This window comes from Streptomyces sp. C36 (assembly GCF_040932295.1).
GTDB lineage: Bacteria > Actinomycetota > Actinomycetes > Streptomycetales > Streptomycetaceae > Streptomyces > Streptomyces triculaminicus.
The window spans coordinates 916618-931945 of the sequence record NZ_JBFQGI010000001.1 but is presented as its reverse complement, the minus strand read 5'-3'; the positions used below and the strand labels follow the sequence as shown (position 1 = coordinate 931945).

The 15328-nt window shown below is 71.4% G+C and carries 14 protein-coding genes and 2 pseudogenes; 7 read left to right on the top strand and 9 right to left on the bottom strand.

All coding sequences use genetic code 11. The features are described 5' to 3' along the window. Positions 1-90 precede the first annotated feature (90 nt). The 4 genes from AB4K12_RS04155 to AB4K12_RS04140 all read left to right on the top strand — a co-directional run bounded on the left by AB4K12_RS04155 (position 91) and on the right by AB4K12_RS04140 (position 7631). Positions 91-3330 carry an amino acid adenylation domain-containing protein gene (locus AB4K12_RS04155; protein WP_368432858.1) on the top strand — a complete coding sequence of 1080 codons (3240 nt, stop codon included), beginning with the start codon at positions 91-93 and terminating at the stop codon, positions 3328-3330. Next, the gene (locus tag AB4K12_RS04150) at positions 3327-4553 is read left to right on the top strand and encodes a cytochrome P450 (protein WP_368432857.1); all 1227 of its coding nucleotides are present in this window, start codon (positions 3327-3329) and stop codon (positions 4551-4553) included. The genes AB4K12_RS04155 and AB4K12_RS04150 overlap by 4 nt, the downstream gene beginning before the upstream one ends. Before the next feature lie 83 nt (positions 4554-4636). Next, the gene (locus AB4K12_RS04145) at positions 4637-5905 is read left to right on the top strand and encodes a cytochrome P450 (RefSeq protein ID WP_368432856.1); all 1269 of its coding nucleotides are present in this window, start codon (positions 4637-4639) and stop codon (positions 5903-5905) included. A 406-nt stretch (positions 5906-6311) separates the two neighbouring features. Further along, positions 6312-7631, top strand: coding sequence for a cytochrome P450 (locus AB4K12_RS04140; protein WP_368432855.1), 1320 nt, complete (start codon positions 6312-6314; stop codon positions 7629-7631). A gap of 60 nt (positions 7632-7691) precedes the next feature. Here the strand turns inward: AB4K12_RS04140 and AB4K12_RS04135 are convergent, their stop codons facing one another. Then, the gene (locus AB4K12_RS04135; protein ID WP_368432854.1) at positions 7692-8663 is read right to left on the bottom strand and encodes an SDR family NAD(P)-dependent oxidoreductase; all 972 of its coding nucleotides are present in this window, start codon (positions 8661-8663) and stop codon (positions 7692-7694) included. Positions 8664-8718: 55 nt separating this feature from the next. Between AB4K12_RS04135 and AB4K12_RS04130 the strand changes: the two genes are divergently transcribed. Continuing rightward, positions 8719-9141, top strand: a complete 423-nt coding sequence (locus AB4K12_RS04130) for a MerR family transcriptional regulator (RefSeq protein ID WP_368432853.1) — start codon at positions 8719-8721, stop codon at positions 9139-9141. 35 nt (positions 9142-9176) lie between these two features. On the opposite strand, the gene AB4K12_RS04125 is transcribed toward AB4K12_RS04130, so the two are convergent. After that, the gene (locus tag AB4K12_RS04125; RefSeq protein ID WP_368432852.1) at positions 9177-9776 is read right to left on the bottom strand and encodes a DinB family protein; all 600 of its coding nucleotides are present in this window, start codon (positions 9774-9776) and stop codon (positions 9177-9179) included. Between the two features lie 79 nt (positions 9777-9855). Further along, positions 9856-10248, bottom strand: a complete 393-nt coding sequence (locus AB4K12_RS04120; protein WP_368432851.1) for a DUF6463 family protein — start codon at positions 10246-10248, stop codon at positions 9856-9858. A 185-nt stretch (positions 10249-10433) separates the two neighbouring features. Here AB4K12_RS04120 and AB4K12_RS04115 point away from each other — a divergent pair, with 185 nt between their 5' ends. Then, on the top strand, positions 10434-11015 hold the full coding sequence (locus AB4K12_RS04115) for a TetR/AcrR family transcriptional regulator (protein WP_368433149.1): 582 nt from the start codon (positions 10434-10436) through the stop codon (positions 11013-11015). A 220-nt stretch (positions 11016-11235) separates the two neighbouring features. On the opposite strand, the pseudogene AB4K12_RS04110 reads toward AB4K12_RS04115, so the two are convergent. Both AB4K12_RS04110 and AB4K12_RS04105 read right to left on the bottom strand, forming a co-directional pair. Continuing rightward, positions 11236-11823 (bottom strand): annotated as a pseudogene (locus AB4K12_RS04110) (ATP-binding cassette domain-containing protein); the annotation flags it as partial. Between the two features lie 149 nt (positions 11824-11972). After that, the gene (locus tag AB4K12_RS04105) at positions 11973-12098 is read right to left on the bottom strand and encodes a hypothetical protein (protein ID WP_368432850.1); all 126 of its coding nucleotides are present in this window, start codon (positions 12096-12098) and stop codon (positions 11973-11975) included. A 40-nt stretch (positions 12099-12138) separates the two neighbouring features. Here AB4K12_RS04105 and AB4K12_RS04100 point away from each other — a divergent pair. Then, a pseudogene (locus AB4K12_RS04100) lies at positions 12139-12447 on the top strand (GNAT family N-acetyltransferase); the annotation flags it as partial. Positions 12448-12459: 12 nt separating this feature from the next. On the opposite strand, the gene AB4K12_RS04095 reads toward AB4K12_RS04100, so the two are convergent. The 4 genes from AB4K12_RS04095 to AB4K12_RS04080 all read right to left on the bottom strand — a co-directional run bounded on the left by AB4K12_RS04095 (position 12460) and on the right by AB4K12_RS04080 (position 15264). After that, positions 12460-12900 (bottom strand): lasso peptide biosynthesis B2 protein, encoded by a 441-nt coding sequence (locus tag AB4K12_RS04095; protein ID WP_368432849.1) that lies wholly within the window; start codon positions 12898-12900, stop codon positions 12460-12462. After that, complete coding sequence (locus AB4K12_RS04090) at positions 12897-13148, bottom strand: lasso peptide biosynthesis PqqD family chaperone (RefSeq protein WP_368432848.1); 252 nt, start codon at positions 13146-13148, stop codon at positions 12897-12899. The genes AB4K12_RS04095 and AB4K12_RS04090 overlap by 4 nt, the downstream gene beginning before the upstream one ends. A gap of 63 nt (positions 13149-13211) precedes the next feature. Further along, entirely contained in the window at positions 13212-15068 is a 1857-nt protein-coding gene (locus AB4K12_RS04085; RefSeq protein WP_368432847.1) for an asparagine synthase-related protein, read from the bottom strand. 7 nt (positions 15069-15075) lie between these two features. Further along, positions 15076-15264 carry a lasso RiPP family leader peptide-containing protein gene (locus AB4K12_RS04080; RefSeq protein ID WP_368432846.1) on the bottom strand — a complete coding sequence of 63 codons (189 nt, stop codon included), beginning with the start codon at positions 15262-15264 and terminating at the stop codon, positions 15076-15078. Positions 15265-15328 lie beyond the last annotated feature (64 nt).

The following is a 15328-nucleotide window of genomic DNA, read 5'->3' as shown; positions in this document are numbered from 1 at the left end:
ACGGCCACACCGGCCTCCCCCGCGCCTCCACGAACGTCTCACCGGCCGCGCGGCCGCGCCGCACAGAACCGCTCGAGCAAGAAGGAATCGATGACCGACACCCACGTTTCGTCACGCCTGTTGCCCCCTCCCCCGGCCTCGGACCCGGCCCCGGCCAAGTCCCCGGCGGCCGGCACCCTTGTGCCCGGCTATCCCCGGGACAGCCGCATCCCGGATCTGTTCGAGGCACAGGCCGCGGCGCGGCCCGACGCTCCGGCGGCCCGGCACGGGGAGCGCGTCGTGACCTACGGGCAACTCGACGCCCACGCCGACGCACTGGCGGCGCGCCTGGTCGAGCATGGTGTCCGTCCCGGTGAGCTGATAGGTGTGTGCGGCGGCCGCTCGCTCGAGGCGCTGGTGGCCTTGCTGGGCATTCTCAAGGCCGGCTGCGCGTACGTACCGCTCGACGAGGACCTTCCGCCGGCCCGATTACGGGCCATGGCCGAGGACGCGGGTCTGAGCGCGGCGGTCACTCTGCCGGGCAGTACGCGTCGCGTGCGTGGTCTACGCGCGTCGGTCGAGGTCGATTCCCTCGACCGTGCGGCCGACGACCCGGTGCTCACCGCCACCGCCCGGCCCGCAGCCCCCACCCCCGTCCCCGCCTTCGCCCGTACCGGCTCCGCGACCGACTGCGCCTACGTGGCCTTCACCTCCGGGACGACCGGCCGCCCCAAGCCGGTGGCGATACCCCACCGGGGCGTGGTGCGCCTGGTGCTCTCCGAGCCCGAACTCCCCCCGCCCGCGCCGGGCGACGGCGTGCTGCACGCGTACGGCCTGTCCTCCGACGCCTCGACGATCGAGATCTGGGGCGCGCTGCTCACCGGCGCCTGCCTGGTCATCGCCGACCGGGAGGAGCTCCTCTCCCCCACCGCTCTGGAGCAGCTCTTCCTCACAGCGGGCGTCACCGTGGCCTATCTGACGACGAGTGTCTTCCACCTCGTCGCCCGGACACGTCCCGAGGCGCTGGCGACGCTGCGCTTCGTCTCCGCCGGCGGGGAGGCGATGGACCCGCACCTCGCGAACGCCGTCCTCGCGGCCTGCCCCGGCACCACGGTGGTCAACTTCTACGGTCCGACGGAGAACGCCGTCGTCTCCACCGCCCACATACTGCGCCCCCTGCCCGAGGACGCCACGCACGTCCCCCTGGGCCGCCCCTTCGGCGCCTCCACCTGCCACGTCCTGCGGGCCGACGGCTCGGTCGCGGCGCCGGGCGAGGAAGGGGAGCTGTACGTCGGCGGGGACGGACTGGCCCTGGGCTACCTCGGCGACCAGCGGCTGACCGCCGAACGGTTCGTCTCCCTGCCCGCCGTGGAGCCGGGGGGCGGCCTGCTCTACCGGACCGGTGACCGGGTCGTGCGGCACACCGACGGCCTGCTGGAGTACCGCGGCCGCCTCGACCGCCAGGTCAAGCTGCGCGGCGCGCGCGTCGAGCTCGACGAGGTCGAGGCCCGCCTGCGCGCCCACCCCGAGGTCGGCGAAGCCGCCGTCGAGGTCGAGTCGGGCGCCCTGACCGCCTACGTCACGCCCGCCGTCCCCGGCCACCGCCTGCCGCTGCCCGTCCTGCGCGCGTACTGCACCGAGTGGCTGCCCCCTCAGGCCGTCCCCACCCTGGTGCCCATGGACCACTTCCCCGTGACCAGCGGGGGCAAGGTCGACCGCACCCGCCTGAAGTCCACCGCACCCCTGACCGACCGCGTCAGCGACACGACAGGGGCGCAGGACACCGAGGAGACGGACGAGCCGAAGGTCGAGGGCCTGCTCGACGTCCTCACCGAGGTGTGGCAGCAGGTGCTGCGCGTACGCCCGATGCCTCACGACGACTTCTTCCACCTGGGCGGCGACTCCCTGCTCGCCTCGGAGGCCGTCACCCGCACCCTCGCCGTGCTCAGCCTCGACGCCACACTGGGCTCCACCCTGATCAGGGCCCTGCTGGCCACCCCCACACTGGACGGCTTCACCGCCGCCGTGCGCGAGGCCCGAGGCGGCTTCGGCGCTCCGACAGGACCGGAACCGGTCGTCGACTTCGTCGGCGAGAGCGAACTCGGCTTCGCCCTCCCGCCCGCCGAAGGTCCGGCCCCCCGCCCGCAGGACCCCAAGGACGTGCTGCTCACGGGCGCTTCCGGGTTCGTCGGCGTGTTCCTGCTGCACCGTCTGCTGCGCTCGACGGCAGCCCGCGTCCACTGCCCCGTACGGGCGACGAACCCGGCACACGCCGAGCAGCGGGTGCGCACCGCGCTCGCCCGCTACGGCCTCCACCTCGACGAGGCCGAGTGGCGACGCGTCGAGTGCTTCCCCGGGGACCTGACCCGGCCGGAGCTGGGCCTGTCGGCCGAGCACGCCACCCGACTGGCCCGCCGGCTGGACCTCATCGTGCACAACGGCGCCCAGGTCAACTTCCTCTACCCCTACGAACAGCTGCGGCCGGCGAACGTCGACGGGACCCGTGAGGTCATCCGGATCGCGGCGCCCCGCCGGATCCCGGTGCACTTCATCTCGACCGTCGCCGTCGTCGCCGGATTCGGCACCGCCGGAGTGCACGAGGTGGACGAGGACCTTCCGCTGGCACACGCGGACGGGCTCACCATGGGCTACGCGGAGAGCAAGTGGGTCGCCGAGGGCGTGCTGCGGCAGGCGGCCGCGCTGGGCCTGCCGGTGGCCGTGTACCGGCCGTACGAGGTGACCGGCGACCGGGTGCACGGCGCGTGCAACACCGAGACGGCCATCTGCTCGCTGTTCAAGACGATCGCCGAGACCGGCGTGGCCCCCGACATCGAGCTCCCGATGGACTTCGTCCCCGTCGACCACCTCGCCGAGTCCGTGGTCCACATCGCCACGCACCAGCCGGCGGACGGCCGGGTCTACCACCTCACCAACCCGCGCCCGGGAATGCTGTCGGACGTCCTCGACCGGATGCGTGCGGCGGGCTTCACCCTGCGCACGCTCCCGTACGACCGATGGGTCGGCGAGCTGGTACGTCACGTCGCCGAGAACCCGACGAGCGCCACGGCACCCTTCGTGTCCCTGTGCGTCGACCGCAGCCGCAACGCCGACATGTCCGTCAAGGAGATGTACCTCAAGGACACCTTCCCCGTCCTGGGACGGCGCAACGCCGAAGGAGCACTGACCGACAGCGGGCTGGACTGCCCGCCGGTGGACTCCGCGCTGCTGGACCGGTACCTGGAGCACTTCTTCACCACCGGCTACATCGCACGCCCCCCGCACGCACCGGACCGCATCACACCGGTCCACAGCACGTCGCACATCACCGCGGGATCGGAGCACACCGCATGAACCACCCCGAAACCATCATCCCGGTCCCGGACGTCGAACCCGGTACCGCCGGGCCGCCCTGCGCCTACGCCCGCCTGCGCGCCGAACAGCCCGTCGTCAAGGCACTCCTCCCCAATGGCGAGACCGGCTGGCTGATCAGCCGCTACGACGACGCGCGCGCCGCGTTCGCCGACCCCCGGCTCATCCGGCCGCTGCTGTCGGCCTGGCCGCCCCGCGAAGGCGACGACGCCCCGCCGCCGGCCCTGCCGACCTTCCTGGAGATGACCGGCGAGCACCACGAGCGCGTACGCCGCACCGTCCTGCCGATGTTCGGCCGACGGCAGCTGGAGTTCATGCGGCCCCGGATCCGGGCGATGGCCGAGGAACTCATCGACACGATGGTCGCCGGCACGGCGGGCGGCGCGACAGCGGATCTCGTCGCCTCCTACGCCGAACCACTGCCGCTGCGCGTGCTGTGCGAGACCGTCGGCCTGCCCTACGAGGACCGCGAGATCTACCTGCCGCACACCCTCGCCCTCCTCGGCGCCTCCGGGCTGTCGATGGAGGAGGTGCTCGAGGCGCTGTACGCGCTGCAGGACTACGCCGACGAGCTGATCTCCCTCAAGGAGAAGGCCGCCGAAAAGGACGGCGAGGACGAGGACTACATCCGCCGGCTCCTGGCGGAGGCCCGGCGACCGGGGGGACAGCTGACCCGCGACGACGTCGTCAGTTTCGTCGTCACCATGCTCATGGCCGGCTACAAGACCAACATCCAGCACACCGCCAACGCCTTGCTCGTACTGCTCACCCACCCCGAGCAGCTGCAAAAACTGCGCGAGAGGCCCGAGGGGATCAGCACCGCGGTGGAGGAACTGCTGCGGTACGTCCCACTGATGAACGCCATCAACATCCTCGTCGCGACCGAGGACCTCACCCTCCACGGGCAGCACATCCGCGCGGGCGACGCGGTCGTCCCCGTACCGGCGTCCGCCAACCGCGACCCGGAGGCCTTCGCCGACCCCGACCGCCTCGACCTGACCCGCACCCCCAACGCACACATCGCCTTCGGGCACGGCCCGCACGCCTGCACCGGCGGGCACCTGACCCGCATGCAACTCGCCATCACCATCGAGGTGCTCCTGGAACGCCTCCCCGGCATCGAACTCGCGGTACCGGCGGAAACCATCGCCTGGGACGAGTCCACCCCCCTGCGCGCACCGGCCCGGCTGCCCGTGCGCTGGTGAGCGACAGTCCCGCTCCACCAGCGCGCCCTACGCGCCCCCAGAAACGTTTCGCAGGCGACCCCAGGAAAGAGGGCCCGCACCCCATGACCACACCACAAGCACCCGCATCCACATCCACGTCCGCATCCGCATCCGCATCCACATCCACGTCCACGGAAGCCCCGCACGAAGCGCCCCTCCCCCACTATCCCTTCAGCACCCGCGGCGACCAGCTCGCCCCCGAACTCACCGAGCTGCGCGGCCGCTGCCCCGTCGCCCGGGTCAGCACCAACTCCGGCGACCAGGCTTGGCTGGTCACCGGCTACGAGCTGACCCAGCACGTCATGCGCGACCGCGCCTACGCCCGCTCCGTCCTGGCCGCCGCGGACAGCCCGGCACAGGACGCCCCGATCCTGGCGCCCGAGCTGCTCGACGCCATGAACCACCTGCAGCAGGCGGGCCTGCGCGACGAAGTGCTCAAGGCCCTCGGCCGCAACCAGCCCGACCTCCCCGCCGACTGGGTCGAAGCCGCCACCCACGAAGGCCTGGACGCGATGATCCAGGAAGGCGGCCCCGGCGACCTGCAGCGTCACTTCGCCGAGTGGGTCGCCGCCCAGTGCATGTGCCGGCTCCTCGGACTGCCCTTCGAGGACCGCGAATGGCTCGCCGTACGGGCCGACCTCGACCTGACCATGGTCACGCCCACGCACGAGGAACTCGCCCGCAACTGGGAGGAGATCCGCGCGTACATGCACGAGCACATGGCGACCCGCCGCCCCGGCCATCCGCGCGGCCTGGCGGACCGACTCGCCGACCTCAACGCCGAGCACCAGGGCCTGACCGGCCGCCAGCTGTCGAACATCGTGTCCGTCCTCTTCGTCAGCGGCTACGAGGACTTCGCGAGCTTCCTGGGCGTCGCCGCCTTCAACCTCCTGCAGCGCCCCGACGTCATGAGCGCGGTCCGCGCCCGTCCGGAAACGATGCCGCAGTGCGTCGAAGAGCTCCTGCGCTGCAGCGTCGTCCTGGGCAACGCGATCCCCCGCTTCGTCACCCAGGACGCACAGCTCGGCGACGCGGAGGTGAAGGAGGGCGACATGGTCCTGCTCTCGCTGGACGCGGTCAACTACGACCCCACCGCGTTCTCCGACCCCGAGACCTTCGACCCCACCCGTTCCCCCAACCCGCACCTCCGCTTCGGCTACGGCCGCCACCACTGCCCCGGCGCCCACCTGGTCCGTCGCCAGTCCGACGTCGCCTTCCGCGTCCTCCTCGAGCGCCTCCCCGGAATCCGTCTGGCCGTGCCACCGGCGGAGGTCCCCTGGCACCCGAACCGCATGGCCATCATGGCGGCGGCGCTGCCTGTGACCTGGTAGTTCCGCAGGGACGGCAGAAGGGCCGAGCCCGGCGGGCCGAGACGGCTACTCAAACGTGTCGTGTCGTGCCGGGCTCGCGCCCGACCAGCCGTGTTAGATCTCCCGCGGCCACGGGTAGGGTTGGTTTGAGGCTCAATGCGTGGATTTCAGAACCAACTCCAACGTGGTCGAGGACCTGGTCGTACTCACCGGCCGGGACATGGCCCACCACCCGGACACCCCGCGCCCGGCCAGGGGCTGACGCCGCCCCTGGCCGCCGGACGCCACAGTTGCCTGCCGGTACGCGCGCGACGCCGACCGCGCGATCTCCCGGCCGCCCGTTCCTCGTTGCACTGCATCTCGGCCACGGCCAGGCGTCCGACCAGATGGCGGCAGCCGCGACAGCGGCAATCCTCAAGGGGCCATGATGACCACCGATGCGCGTGGACGGGGCGACGGACGCGAGTCCCTCCTCCCCGTCGACCTGCCCCACCAAGCGACAGGAACCCCGAACGTCGACACGGAAGACGAGTCGCGGACACCATCGACGCGTCCCCCCGTCTACAGGCCACCCGACATCCCCGGCCTGGAGTTCGACCCGTTCCTGACCCAGGCGCTGGCCCAGGGCCCGGTGATGAAAATCCGGCTGCCCCAAGGAGCGGCGCTGGCGGAGTGCTGGCTGGTCACCGGATACGAGGAAACACGGTTCGTGGCGTCCGACCCGCGATTCAGCCGGGACATCACCAAGCGTGCCTTCCCCACGATGAACCGCCACCTCATCCCCATGGGCGCCAGCGTCAGCTTCATCGACCCGCCCGACCACACCCGGATCCGCTCCGTGGTCACCCCGGCCTTCTCCGCCGGCCGCATGCAGGCGCTGCGCCCCCGGGCGGAAGCCCTGGTGACCCAGCTGTTGGACGGCCTGGAAGCCGTCGGCCCGCCGGCCGACCTGATCGAGCAGGTCATCTCCCCTTTGCCGCTGACACTCATCGGAGAGATCTTCGGCATCGACCCGGCCGAGCGCCCGCGACTGCGCCGCTGGGCGGAAGGCATCCTCGTACGCCCACGCACCGAACAGGACGCGGCACACGCCCGCGCACTGCGCGACGAGGCGGCCGCACATTTCCGCGACCTGCTGGACCGACGCCGCGCCTCGTCCGGCGGCGACCTCATGACAGTCTTCGCGCACGCTGTCGAGGAGAGGCGGATCAGCGAGGACGAAGCACTCGCCATGGCCTCTCTCACGGCGCTGAACGGCTGGCATCCGGTCCGCAACAACCTCGCCAACATGGTCTTCACCCTGCTGCGCCGACCGCACCTCGTCGAAGCGCTCAGCGGCGGAGACATCCCCGTCGCGCAGCTGGTCGAAGAGCTGCTGCGCTGGATTCCCCACAAAAACGGCATCGGACAGCCCCGAGTGGCCACCGAGGACGTGGCACTGGGCGAGGCCACCATCTGCGCCGGGGACTACGTCTACGTCCAGTACTGGGCCGCCAACCGCGACCCGGCCGCTTTCACCCGCCCAGCCGAGATCGATGCCGACCGCTCCGGTCCGCCCCACCTCGCCTTCGGACACGGCCCCCACTACTGCGTGGCCCCGCACCTGGCCCGCCTCCAGGCCCAGCTACTGCTGCCCGCCCTCTTCACCCGTCTCCCCGCGCTACGCCTGGCGGTGCCCGCCGACGAGGTGGCCTTCCGACTGGACGCCCTGATCCGTGGCCCCGTCACGCTCCCCGTCGCGTGGTAGCCCCTACGAGCGCGCCCTGCCGCAGCGGCACACCGCCCGGTGCGTGCGGGGCCCCGGGGTTCACCGTGTGATCGGGGTGGCGCCGGTCGCGGCGATGGACAGGTCCCAGAGCCGTGCGGCCGCGTCGGGGTCGATGGCGTACTCGCGGACACCGCCATCGTCCATCGGCGCATCGGGGGCGGAGACGCGTGCGATGTCGCAGTCCTCGAGGTAGAGCCCGCCGCGGTCGTCGAGGAGTGGGGACGTAGCTGCCCACAGACCGGTGGCGGCGCCCTGCGAGGGCGTCTTGAAGTCGGCGCCGATCACGTTGCCGTGCGCGTCCACCCACCCGCGTTCGATCTGTTCCTGGAACGTCATCTCCCGCTGAAGACCGGTGATGATCTTGCCTGGGTGGAGAGCGAACGCCCGGACGCCGTCGTTGCGCCCGAGGGCGTCGAACTGCACGGCGAAGAGGGCGTTGGCGGTCTTGGCCTGGCCGTAGGCCAGCCACTTGTCGTAGCCGGTGCGGAAGTGCGGGTCGTGCCAGCGGATGTCGGTCAGGACGTGTCCGGCGGAGCTGTTGATGACGACGCGCGCACCATCGGCGGCGGCCAGGAGCGGATAGAGCTCGCAGGCGAGGGTGAAGTGTCCGAAGTGGTTGACGGCGAGCTGGCTCTCCCAGCCGGGGCCGACGTGCCGCTCGGGGGTCGCCATGACTCCGGCGACGGCCATGAACAGGTCGAGCCTGGAGAGCGAGTCCCCGATCCGTGCGGCGGCGGCGCGCACGCTCTCGAGATCCGCCAGGTCCATGGGAACGACGTCGCAGCCCTCCACATCGGCGAGCGCGGCGCGGGCGATGTCGGGTCGGCGGGCCGGAACGACGACCCGAGCCCCGGCGGCCGTCAGGGCCCGGGTGGTTTCCAGGCCGAGCCCGGAGTAGCCCCCGGTGACGACGGCGCTCGCGCCGGAGAGGTCGAGGCCGGCCATGACGTCCTCGGCGGTGCTGGCGGCGGAGAAGGGCGAGCCGAGCGGCTGCTGATCAGTGCTGGTCATGGCGTCGACGCTACGATCTGGAGCGAGGTCTAGATCAAGTCCTAGACTGACCGGCATGGCGACCACCGAGACCTCCGCGGAACCACTGAGCATCGGCGAGGTGGCCGAGCGGACCGGTCTCAGCGTGCACGCACTGCGCTTCTACGAGCGTGAGGGCCTGCTCGTCGGACCGGTCCAGCGCACGTCCGGCGGTCGACGGCGGTACACCGCGTTCGATGTCGACTGGCTGCTGATCTGCGTCAAGCTGCGTGAATCAGGGATGCCCCTGGCCGACCTCAAGCGGTTCGCCGAGCTGGTGCGGCACGGCCCGGGCAACGAGGCGGAGCGCCTCCAGCTCCTCGATGCCCACCGGCAGCGCGTCGACGCACAGATCCAGGCGCTGCAGGAGTGCCGTTCCGTCATCACCTGGAAGGTCGGCGTCTACGCCGACCACCTCGCCCGCGGCGAAGCCGGCGGACTCTGGGATCCGACGGCCTGAGACAAGAACAAGCTCCCCGCATCCGGAAGGACTGCTCAGCTCACCTTGGCCTGGGCCTGGGCCTGCTTGGCAGACGCCTCCAGCCTGTTCCAGTACTCCTGGTACCAGGCTTCGTCGTCGCCGGCCATGTTGCTTCTGGTCTCCCGCATGCCGACCTTGCCGTCGATCAGCTCGCGGACGATGTCGGCGTGGCCGGCGTGCCGGTTCGTCTCGGCCGTCATATGCAGCATGATCCGCTGAAGCGTCACGTCCCCGTCGTCGCCCCACCACGCGACGTGGCCCATCGCGTCGAGTGCCAGCGCCTCGATCGTCGCATCCGCGTGCGCCCAGGCGCGGTGGTAGAGGCCGAGGATTTCCTCGCGCGACTCGTCGGCGGTTGCCCACATGTCCGAGTTGGGCTCGGCGTCCTCCTCGTGCCAGGGGAGCAATTCGTTGTGCGGGCGGCCGAAGGTCGGGCCGAAGTACCCGAACTCGACGCTGGCGAGGTGCTTGACGAGGCCGAGAAGGTTGGTGCCCGTGGGGGTCAGAGGGCGGCGGACGTCGTACTCGGACAGTCCGTCCAGCTTCCAGACGACGACTTCGCGGGCTGTCTTGAGGTAGCGGTGCAGGTCGCCTTTAGGGTCATTGGGCTTCATGGTGCCGAGTCTCGCACCACCTGCCGACAGCAGTCGCATGAGTTTCCCCCTCGCTGCTCAGCGCTCAGATGCCGCTGCCTCAGCCGGAGGACGCGTTCCCCTGGCCCTCGCCACGTCGGGCTCCGACCAGCAACAGGCAGGCCGCGACAAGGAGGATCAACAGGGGCGAGGGCCCGTCGACCACGAAACCGAGTACGACCCACGCCACCATGGCCCAGGCGATGAACGCGGGCGGCGTGATTCCGCGACGGGCGAGCCACAGCACCGTCAGGCCGGTGAGGAGAAGCGGCGGGCCGAAGCTGTACACCGAATACCACCAGGCGACGGTGGCGTCGCTCATCTCGGGGTAGTCCCCGAGGTTCCACACCCCGCCGAACCAGGTCCCGGCGTAATCCGGAGCCGTTTCGAGGAGGCTGCCCAGCGTGTGCCCGATACCGGCCAGCGTGATGATCCAACCTGCCCACTTGATCATCTGAGTACTCCGTTTCTCGCGACCACGGGGACGAGGGGACGGGCGGGTCGTTCCCCAGGGGAGGCGTCCGCCCGGAACGCCGAAGGCCCCGCCCCCCAGCGCCCGTTATACAGTTACGTACAACACGAGATTAGCCCCGTTATACAGCCCTGTACAACCAGCAACTGCATGAGGTGGACCACAAGATGGGTGCGCTGCGCACACCGCGCGAGACCTGGGTCGAAGAAGGACTGCGGGCCCTGGCGAAGGGCGGCGTGGAGGCCGTACGCGTCGACGCCCTGGCAAAGACGCTCGGCGTCACCAGGGGAGGCTTCTACGGCTACTTCGCCAGCCGCGAGGCGCTGTTGACCGAGATGCTCGACGCCTGGGAGCGAGAGAGCGTCGACGACGTCATCGACCGGGTCGAGCAGGAGAGCGACACTCCCCTGGAAAGGGCGCGGCTCGCCGGGCAACTCACCTTCTCCGGCGACCGTCTGCTGCCCATCGACCTCGCCGTCCGCGACTGGGCACGCCGCGACCAGGCGGTCGCCGACCGGCTGCGCCGCGTGGACAACCGGCGCATGCAGCTGCTGCGTGACGCGATCAGCACATTCTGCCCCGACCCGGAAGAGGTCGAGGCCCGCAGCCTGCTCGCCTTCTGCATGGCCATCGGCAGCCACTTGCTCGCCGCCGACCACCCCGGCCGCACCCAAGCCGAGGTCCGCGCCCGGGCCGGCCGGCTCCTCCTCGACCGCTCGCCCGGCACGGACGACCGCTCACCCCGGTGACCGGCGGCAGCCTCCTCTCTCTGCAACTACGCCGGCTCCGGCCTGCGCCGGAGTCAGGCGGCCGCGTGCTGGGCGGGCAGGTGGTCCCGTATCTCGTCGTAGCCGCCGACGGCGACCACCCGCCCGCCGTCCAGCACGACGACCTGGTCGGCGGACCGGACAGGATCTCCGGCCGGGCCAGCAGGGCACGAGCGATCGCCACCCGCTGTTGTTCGCCATCGGACAACGACGAGCCGTGTTCCCCGACGGGGGTGTCGAGGCCGTCGGGCAGCCGCTTCACCAAGGCGGACAGGCCCGCCATCTCCACCACCCGGTGCAGCCACGGTTCGTCGGCGTCCGGTGCCGCGTAGGTGAGGTTGTCGCGCAGAGTGCCGTACATCAGCGGTGAATGCTGCTCGACCAGGCCGATGCGGGACCGCCATTCGCCCGTGGTGTGCTCGGTGTGGGCGTCGCGCCCGTCAAGGGTGATGGTCCCGGCCGCAGGCTCGTAGAACCGTCCGAGCAGGCTGAAGATCGTGCTCTTGCCGGCCCCGGACGGCCCTGCGATGGCCGTGAAGCTGTGGCGGGGCACCCGGAACGACGCCCCCTTGAGAATCTCGCGATCGGTGTAGCGGAACCGGAGCTCACGCAGCACGAGCCCGGAGGCGACGGCGGTGGCGGCGACGGGCTGCTTCCGGAGCTGGTCCGTCCGCGGGTGGTCCGTCCGGAGCCGGTCCGTTTCGACCGGCAGATCCAGGACCTCCTGGATGCGCTGCAGCGCCGCGAGGCCGGCTTGCAGTGCGGGAGCGATGTCGAACAGCCCGGCCATCGGTACTGCCCGGTAGTTCACGTAGAGGAGGAAGGCCACCAACTCGCCGACGGCCATATCCCCGGACGCGACCCTGGCCAGGCCCACGACGATGACCACAATCAGCGAGCCCTGCACCGCGAGTTCGATGGCGGGTGAGACCACGGCGGTCAGAACTGGTCGACCATCGCCCTGCGCAGCCGCTGGACGACGCCCTCGCCGGCCTGGTCGAGCCGGAACGTCGACCAGGCCTGCAGTGCGGCTTGGCCTGCGAAGACGGCGGCGAGAAGCCACAACAGTCCGGCGACGGATCACCCCAGAGCCCGAGCGGAAGACGGCAGGGCGGTGGCCGAGGCGGTCATCGGCGAACCCGTCCAGGGCATCGGCGTCCTGTGGTGGATCGAGGTCGGACCCGAAGCCCGCAGGCAGGGCCTGGGACGCGCGCTGCTCGGCTCCGCCCTCGACACGCTCACCGGCCTCGGAGCCACCGACGCGATCCTCTACGTCGACGACGACGAACCCCCCGGGGGCGAGCGCGACCGGACGGCGGCCAACGCCCTGTACGAATCCGCCGGATTCAGCGAAGTCGATCAGCTGTGGATCTACGTACGGCCCGCCACGACCACCGATCCGGCTCCCGAGTAAGCCTGTTTCCGTTCACGCGGCGGGTCGGCTGCTCAGGAGCGTCCGGTACGAACCCACCTCGCCGCCCGCCTCCTCGCCGGCCGGGCGGCCGTCGACCTCGACCCAGGCGTGGGCGGCGAACGGGCTCGTCCGCACGCCCACGCACCAGTCGGCATGCTGCCCGTACAGCCGGGCCAGCAGCACCACCGCCAATGAGCGGCGCAGACAGCCCTGCTGGCCGCGGCAGCCGGGGCTGACGGCGACGACGGCAGCCCGGTACGCGCACACCGACGCGTAGTCCGCCCCGCGCGCCCCGCGCCCTACGAGGCTCAGAATCCGCAGAATCACAGCGGGCGGGCGGTGGGCCAGCGGTGCGGCGAGGCACGCCGCGGCGTACGCGGGCACGCGCAGCCGCCAGCCCGGCAGCGGCGGGCGGTCCAGCGCCTGGGCGGTGGCGGTGGCCTTGGCCGTCATGGCGTCACCAGACCCGCGTCGCGCAGCCGGTCGATCAGTGCGGTGACGTCTCGGTGCACCGTCTCCCGGACCGCACCCGAACGCTCCGCGATCCCACTGACCACATCGGGCAGGCGCTCACCTGCCAGCAGGCGGGACAGCACTTCCGAGCCGGTGGCGTTGAGTTGGTAGAACTTGCCGTCGCGCTCGTGGAGCAGGACCGTGCCGTCGTCCGTGTCCAGCGTCGACACGGATCGCGCGAGACGCATGCCGCCCCCTCCTGCCTGTTGTCCTTGTGCCTGTTGTCCCTGTTGCTCTTGTCGTTGCGTCCGTCATCGAGTTCGGTGGTGCGCGCCGACCCCGGTCACCGGCCCGCGGTCCAGCGCGCGCAGCCACACCTCGCCGCCCAGCGTGAGGGTCACCGCCGCGATGGGCAGGCGTGGCGGGAGCGGCCCGGACAGGAGCGTGCGTAATGTCCCCGCGTCGATGAGGCCGAGCCCGGCGAGGGCCGAGTCCTCGCACAACTCCAACAGCTGATGACGGTGCCGGCGCAATCCCTCGTGCGCGTCCCGCGACGTCTCGTCTTTCGTGCGGCGTGCCAGGAGCTCCGGCGGCAGGACGCCGGTCATGGCCTCCTTCAGCAGCGGCTTGTACTCCCACGGTGAGAACCGCTCACCGGAACGGACGCTCAGACAGGCGTCGACGACGGTGTCGTCGAAGAACGGGACCTGGCAGCGGACCCCCTCCGCCTCGAAGACCCGCCCGTACAGGCGGCTGCCGCGGGATCCTGCCCGTACCCGCTCCACGGCGAGGTGCCGCCCGCGGCCGTCCGCCTGCGGTCCCGCATCGGTCAGGTGGCTCTCGACGAGCCCGCAGACCAGCTCGGCGGCCGTTGCGGTGGCCCACGGCGGCAGCTTGAGCGGGTAGCCCCACGAGGTGGGCGGCGCCGAGTAGTTCATGTCCGTACGGAGCCCCTGCCGCTGACCCGACAGCCACCGTGCGTACCCCCGGGGTCCGCCGCCGAGCAGCCCGAGCGCCTGCCGCAGGGGCCAGCGGTGGTGCGCCCGGTACGCGCTCCAGTGGCGTAGGGCGTGGAGTGGTTCGCGGCGGGCGAGGTCGTGGAGGTATCCGTGGGAGGGCGCGAAGAGTTCGTCGCCACCGAGGCCGGCCAGGTGCGTGCGGGCGCTTCGGCCCGCCAGGTGGCGGGCGACTCCGCGCAGCCGGGCTTGGGTGCGGGCTTCGGGGAAGGGTTCGTCAGGTGGCACCCAGGCGTCGGACAATTCCGCGTAGCAGGGGGCGAGTTCGTTTGCCGCGTCGAGTGTGATGTGGGTGGCGTCCGGCATCAGGGAGCGGGTGAGCGCCGCCCAGCGCATGTCCTCGTCGCCGAGCCCGGTGACGGACACGGTGGTGAGCTGGGCGCCCGCTTGGTGGGCGAGGAGGGCGAGACTGCTGGAGTCGAGGCCGCCGGAGAGGTCCGCGGTGAGTGGTCCGAGAGCGGTACGTACCGCGACGGACCGCCGGAGTTCGGTGCGGAGGAGTTCGGCTCCTTCACGTAGGGAGAGTTCCTCGGCGGGCGGCGTCCACCAGCGGTCTTCGGCGGCCCGGCCGTCCGGGGTGAGTGTCAGAAGGTGGCCGGGCGGCACGGCCCGCAGGCCCTGCCAGACCGTTGTGTCCGCCAGGGCCTGCGGCATACCGGGCAGGAGCAGCCGGGCAGCGAGAGCGGCCGGCTCGACGCGGGCCCTGACGAGGCCGGCGAGGATGTCCGCGCGGTCCGCGGCGACCGTCAGGCCGCCGACGGACACGGTGAACACCTGCCGTACGCCGTGTGCGCCGCCCCGCAGAGACGTCCGCCCGTCGGCTTCGCTGACGGCGACGTGGAACGAGCCGGGCAGGACGGTGCGCAGCAGCCCGGCGGGTCCCGCCGATGCCAGCACGGCACGGACTTCGGCGTCCGGGAAGGCTCCGCACACCGCGACCCGCACCGGCCCCACGTCGAGGACGCATAGCTCATCCGCCCGCCAGACGCCCATCAGCCACGGCCGGCCCGAGCGGTGGGCCACTTCGGCGGGGGTCGCTTCGGCGGCTGCGCGGGAGCGCAGGCTCGCCGCGACCGGCTCGCCCGCCGGGCAGTCGGGGAGCGCGACGAACCAGCCCGCATCGGCAGCGGGCATGCCCTCGGCGCGCGCCACGGCGGCTTCAGCCGTTGAAGCCGAAAGCCATGGGCTCCACGGCGATCGTCCCGGTCCCCTTGGTCAGCTCGGCGAAGGCGCCCAACTCGGTGAAGGTCGGGGCGATGTACGTCATCGGCTCCGATTGTTCGGCAATCTCTGAGCGTGCGGTGTCATTCTGCGGTGTGATGCGTGTGCTGTCTTTCCTGTCGTTCATGGAGACCTCCCAGAGGGGTGAACGGTCTGCAAGGAACGGATCATCCGCGCATTCATGGTATCGA

What these genes read in the sequence shown, in the direction of transcription:
- AB4K12_RS04095 (WP_368432849.1), bottom strand. Translation starts at nt 12,900, where the DNA reads ATGACGGCCAAGGCCACCGCCACCGCCCAGGCGCTGGACCGCCCGCCG.
- AB4K12_RS04130 (WP_368432853.1), top strand. Translation starts at nt 8,719, where the DNA reads ATGGCGACCACCGAGACCTCCGCGGAACCACTGAGCATCGGCGAGGTG.
- AB4K12_RS04150 (WP_368432857.1), top strand. Translation starts at nt 3,327, where the DNA reads ATGAACCACCCCGAAACCATCATCCCGGTCCCGGACGTCGAACCCGGT.
- AB4K12_RS04090 (WP_368432848.1), bottom strand. Translation starts at nt 13,148, where the DNA reads ATGCGTCTCGCGCGATCCGTGTCGACGCTGGACACGGACGACGGCACG.
- AB4K12_RS04120 (WP_368432851.1), bottom strand. Translation starts at nt 10,248, where the DNA reads ATGATCAAGTGGGCAGGTTGGATCATCACGCTGGCCGGTATCGGGCAC.
- AB4K12_RS04145 (WP_368432856.1), top strand. Translation starts at nt 4,637, where the DNA reads ATGACCACACCACAAGCACCCGCATCCACATCCACGTCCGCATCCGCA.
- AB4K12_RS04155 (WP_368432858.1), top strand. Translation starts at nt 91, where the DNA reads ATGACCGACACCCACGTTTCGTCACGCCTGTTGCCCCCTCCCCCGGCC.
- AB4K12_RS04125 (WP_368432852.1), bottom strand. Translation starts at nt 9,776, where the DNA reads ATGAAGCCCAATGACCCTAAAGGCGACCTGCACCGCTACCTCAAGACA.
- AB4K12_RS04135 (WP_368432854.1), bottom strand. Translation starts at nt 8,663, where the DNA reads ATGACCAGCACTGATCAGCAGCCGCTCGGCTCGCCCTTCTCCGCCGCC.
- AB4K12_RS04080 (WP_368432846.1), bottom strand. Translation starts at nt 15,264, where the DNA reads ATGAACGACAGGAAAGACAGCACACGCATCACACCGCAGAATGACACC.
- AB4K12_RS04115 (WP_368433149.1), top strand. Translation starts at nt 10,434, where the DNA reads ATGGGTGCGCTGCGCACACCGCGCGAGACCTGGGTCGAAGAAGGACTG.
- AB4K12_RS04140 (WP_368432855.1), top strand. Translation starts at nt 6,312, where the DNA reads ATGACCACCGATGCGCGTGGACGGGGCGACGGACGCGAGTCCCTCCTC.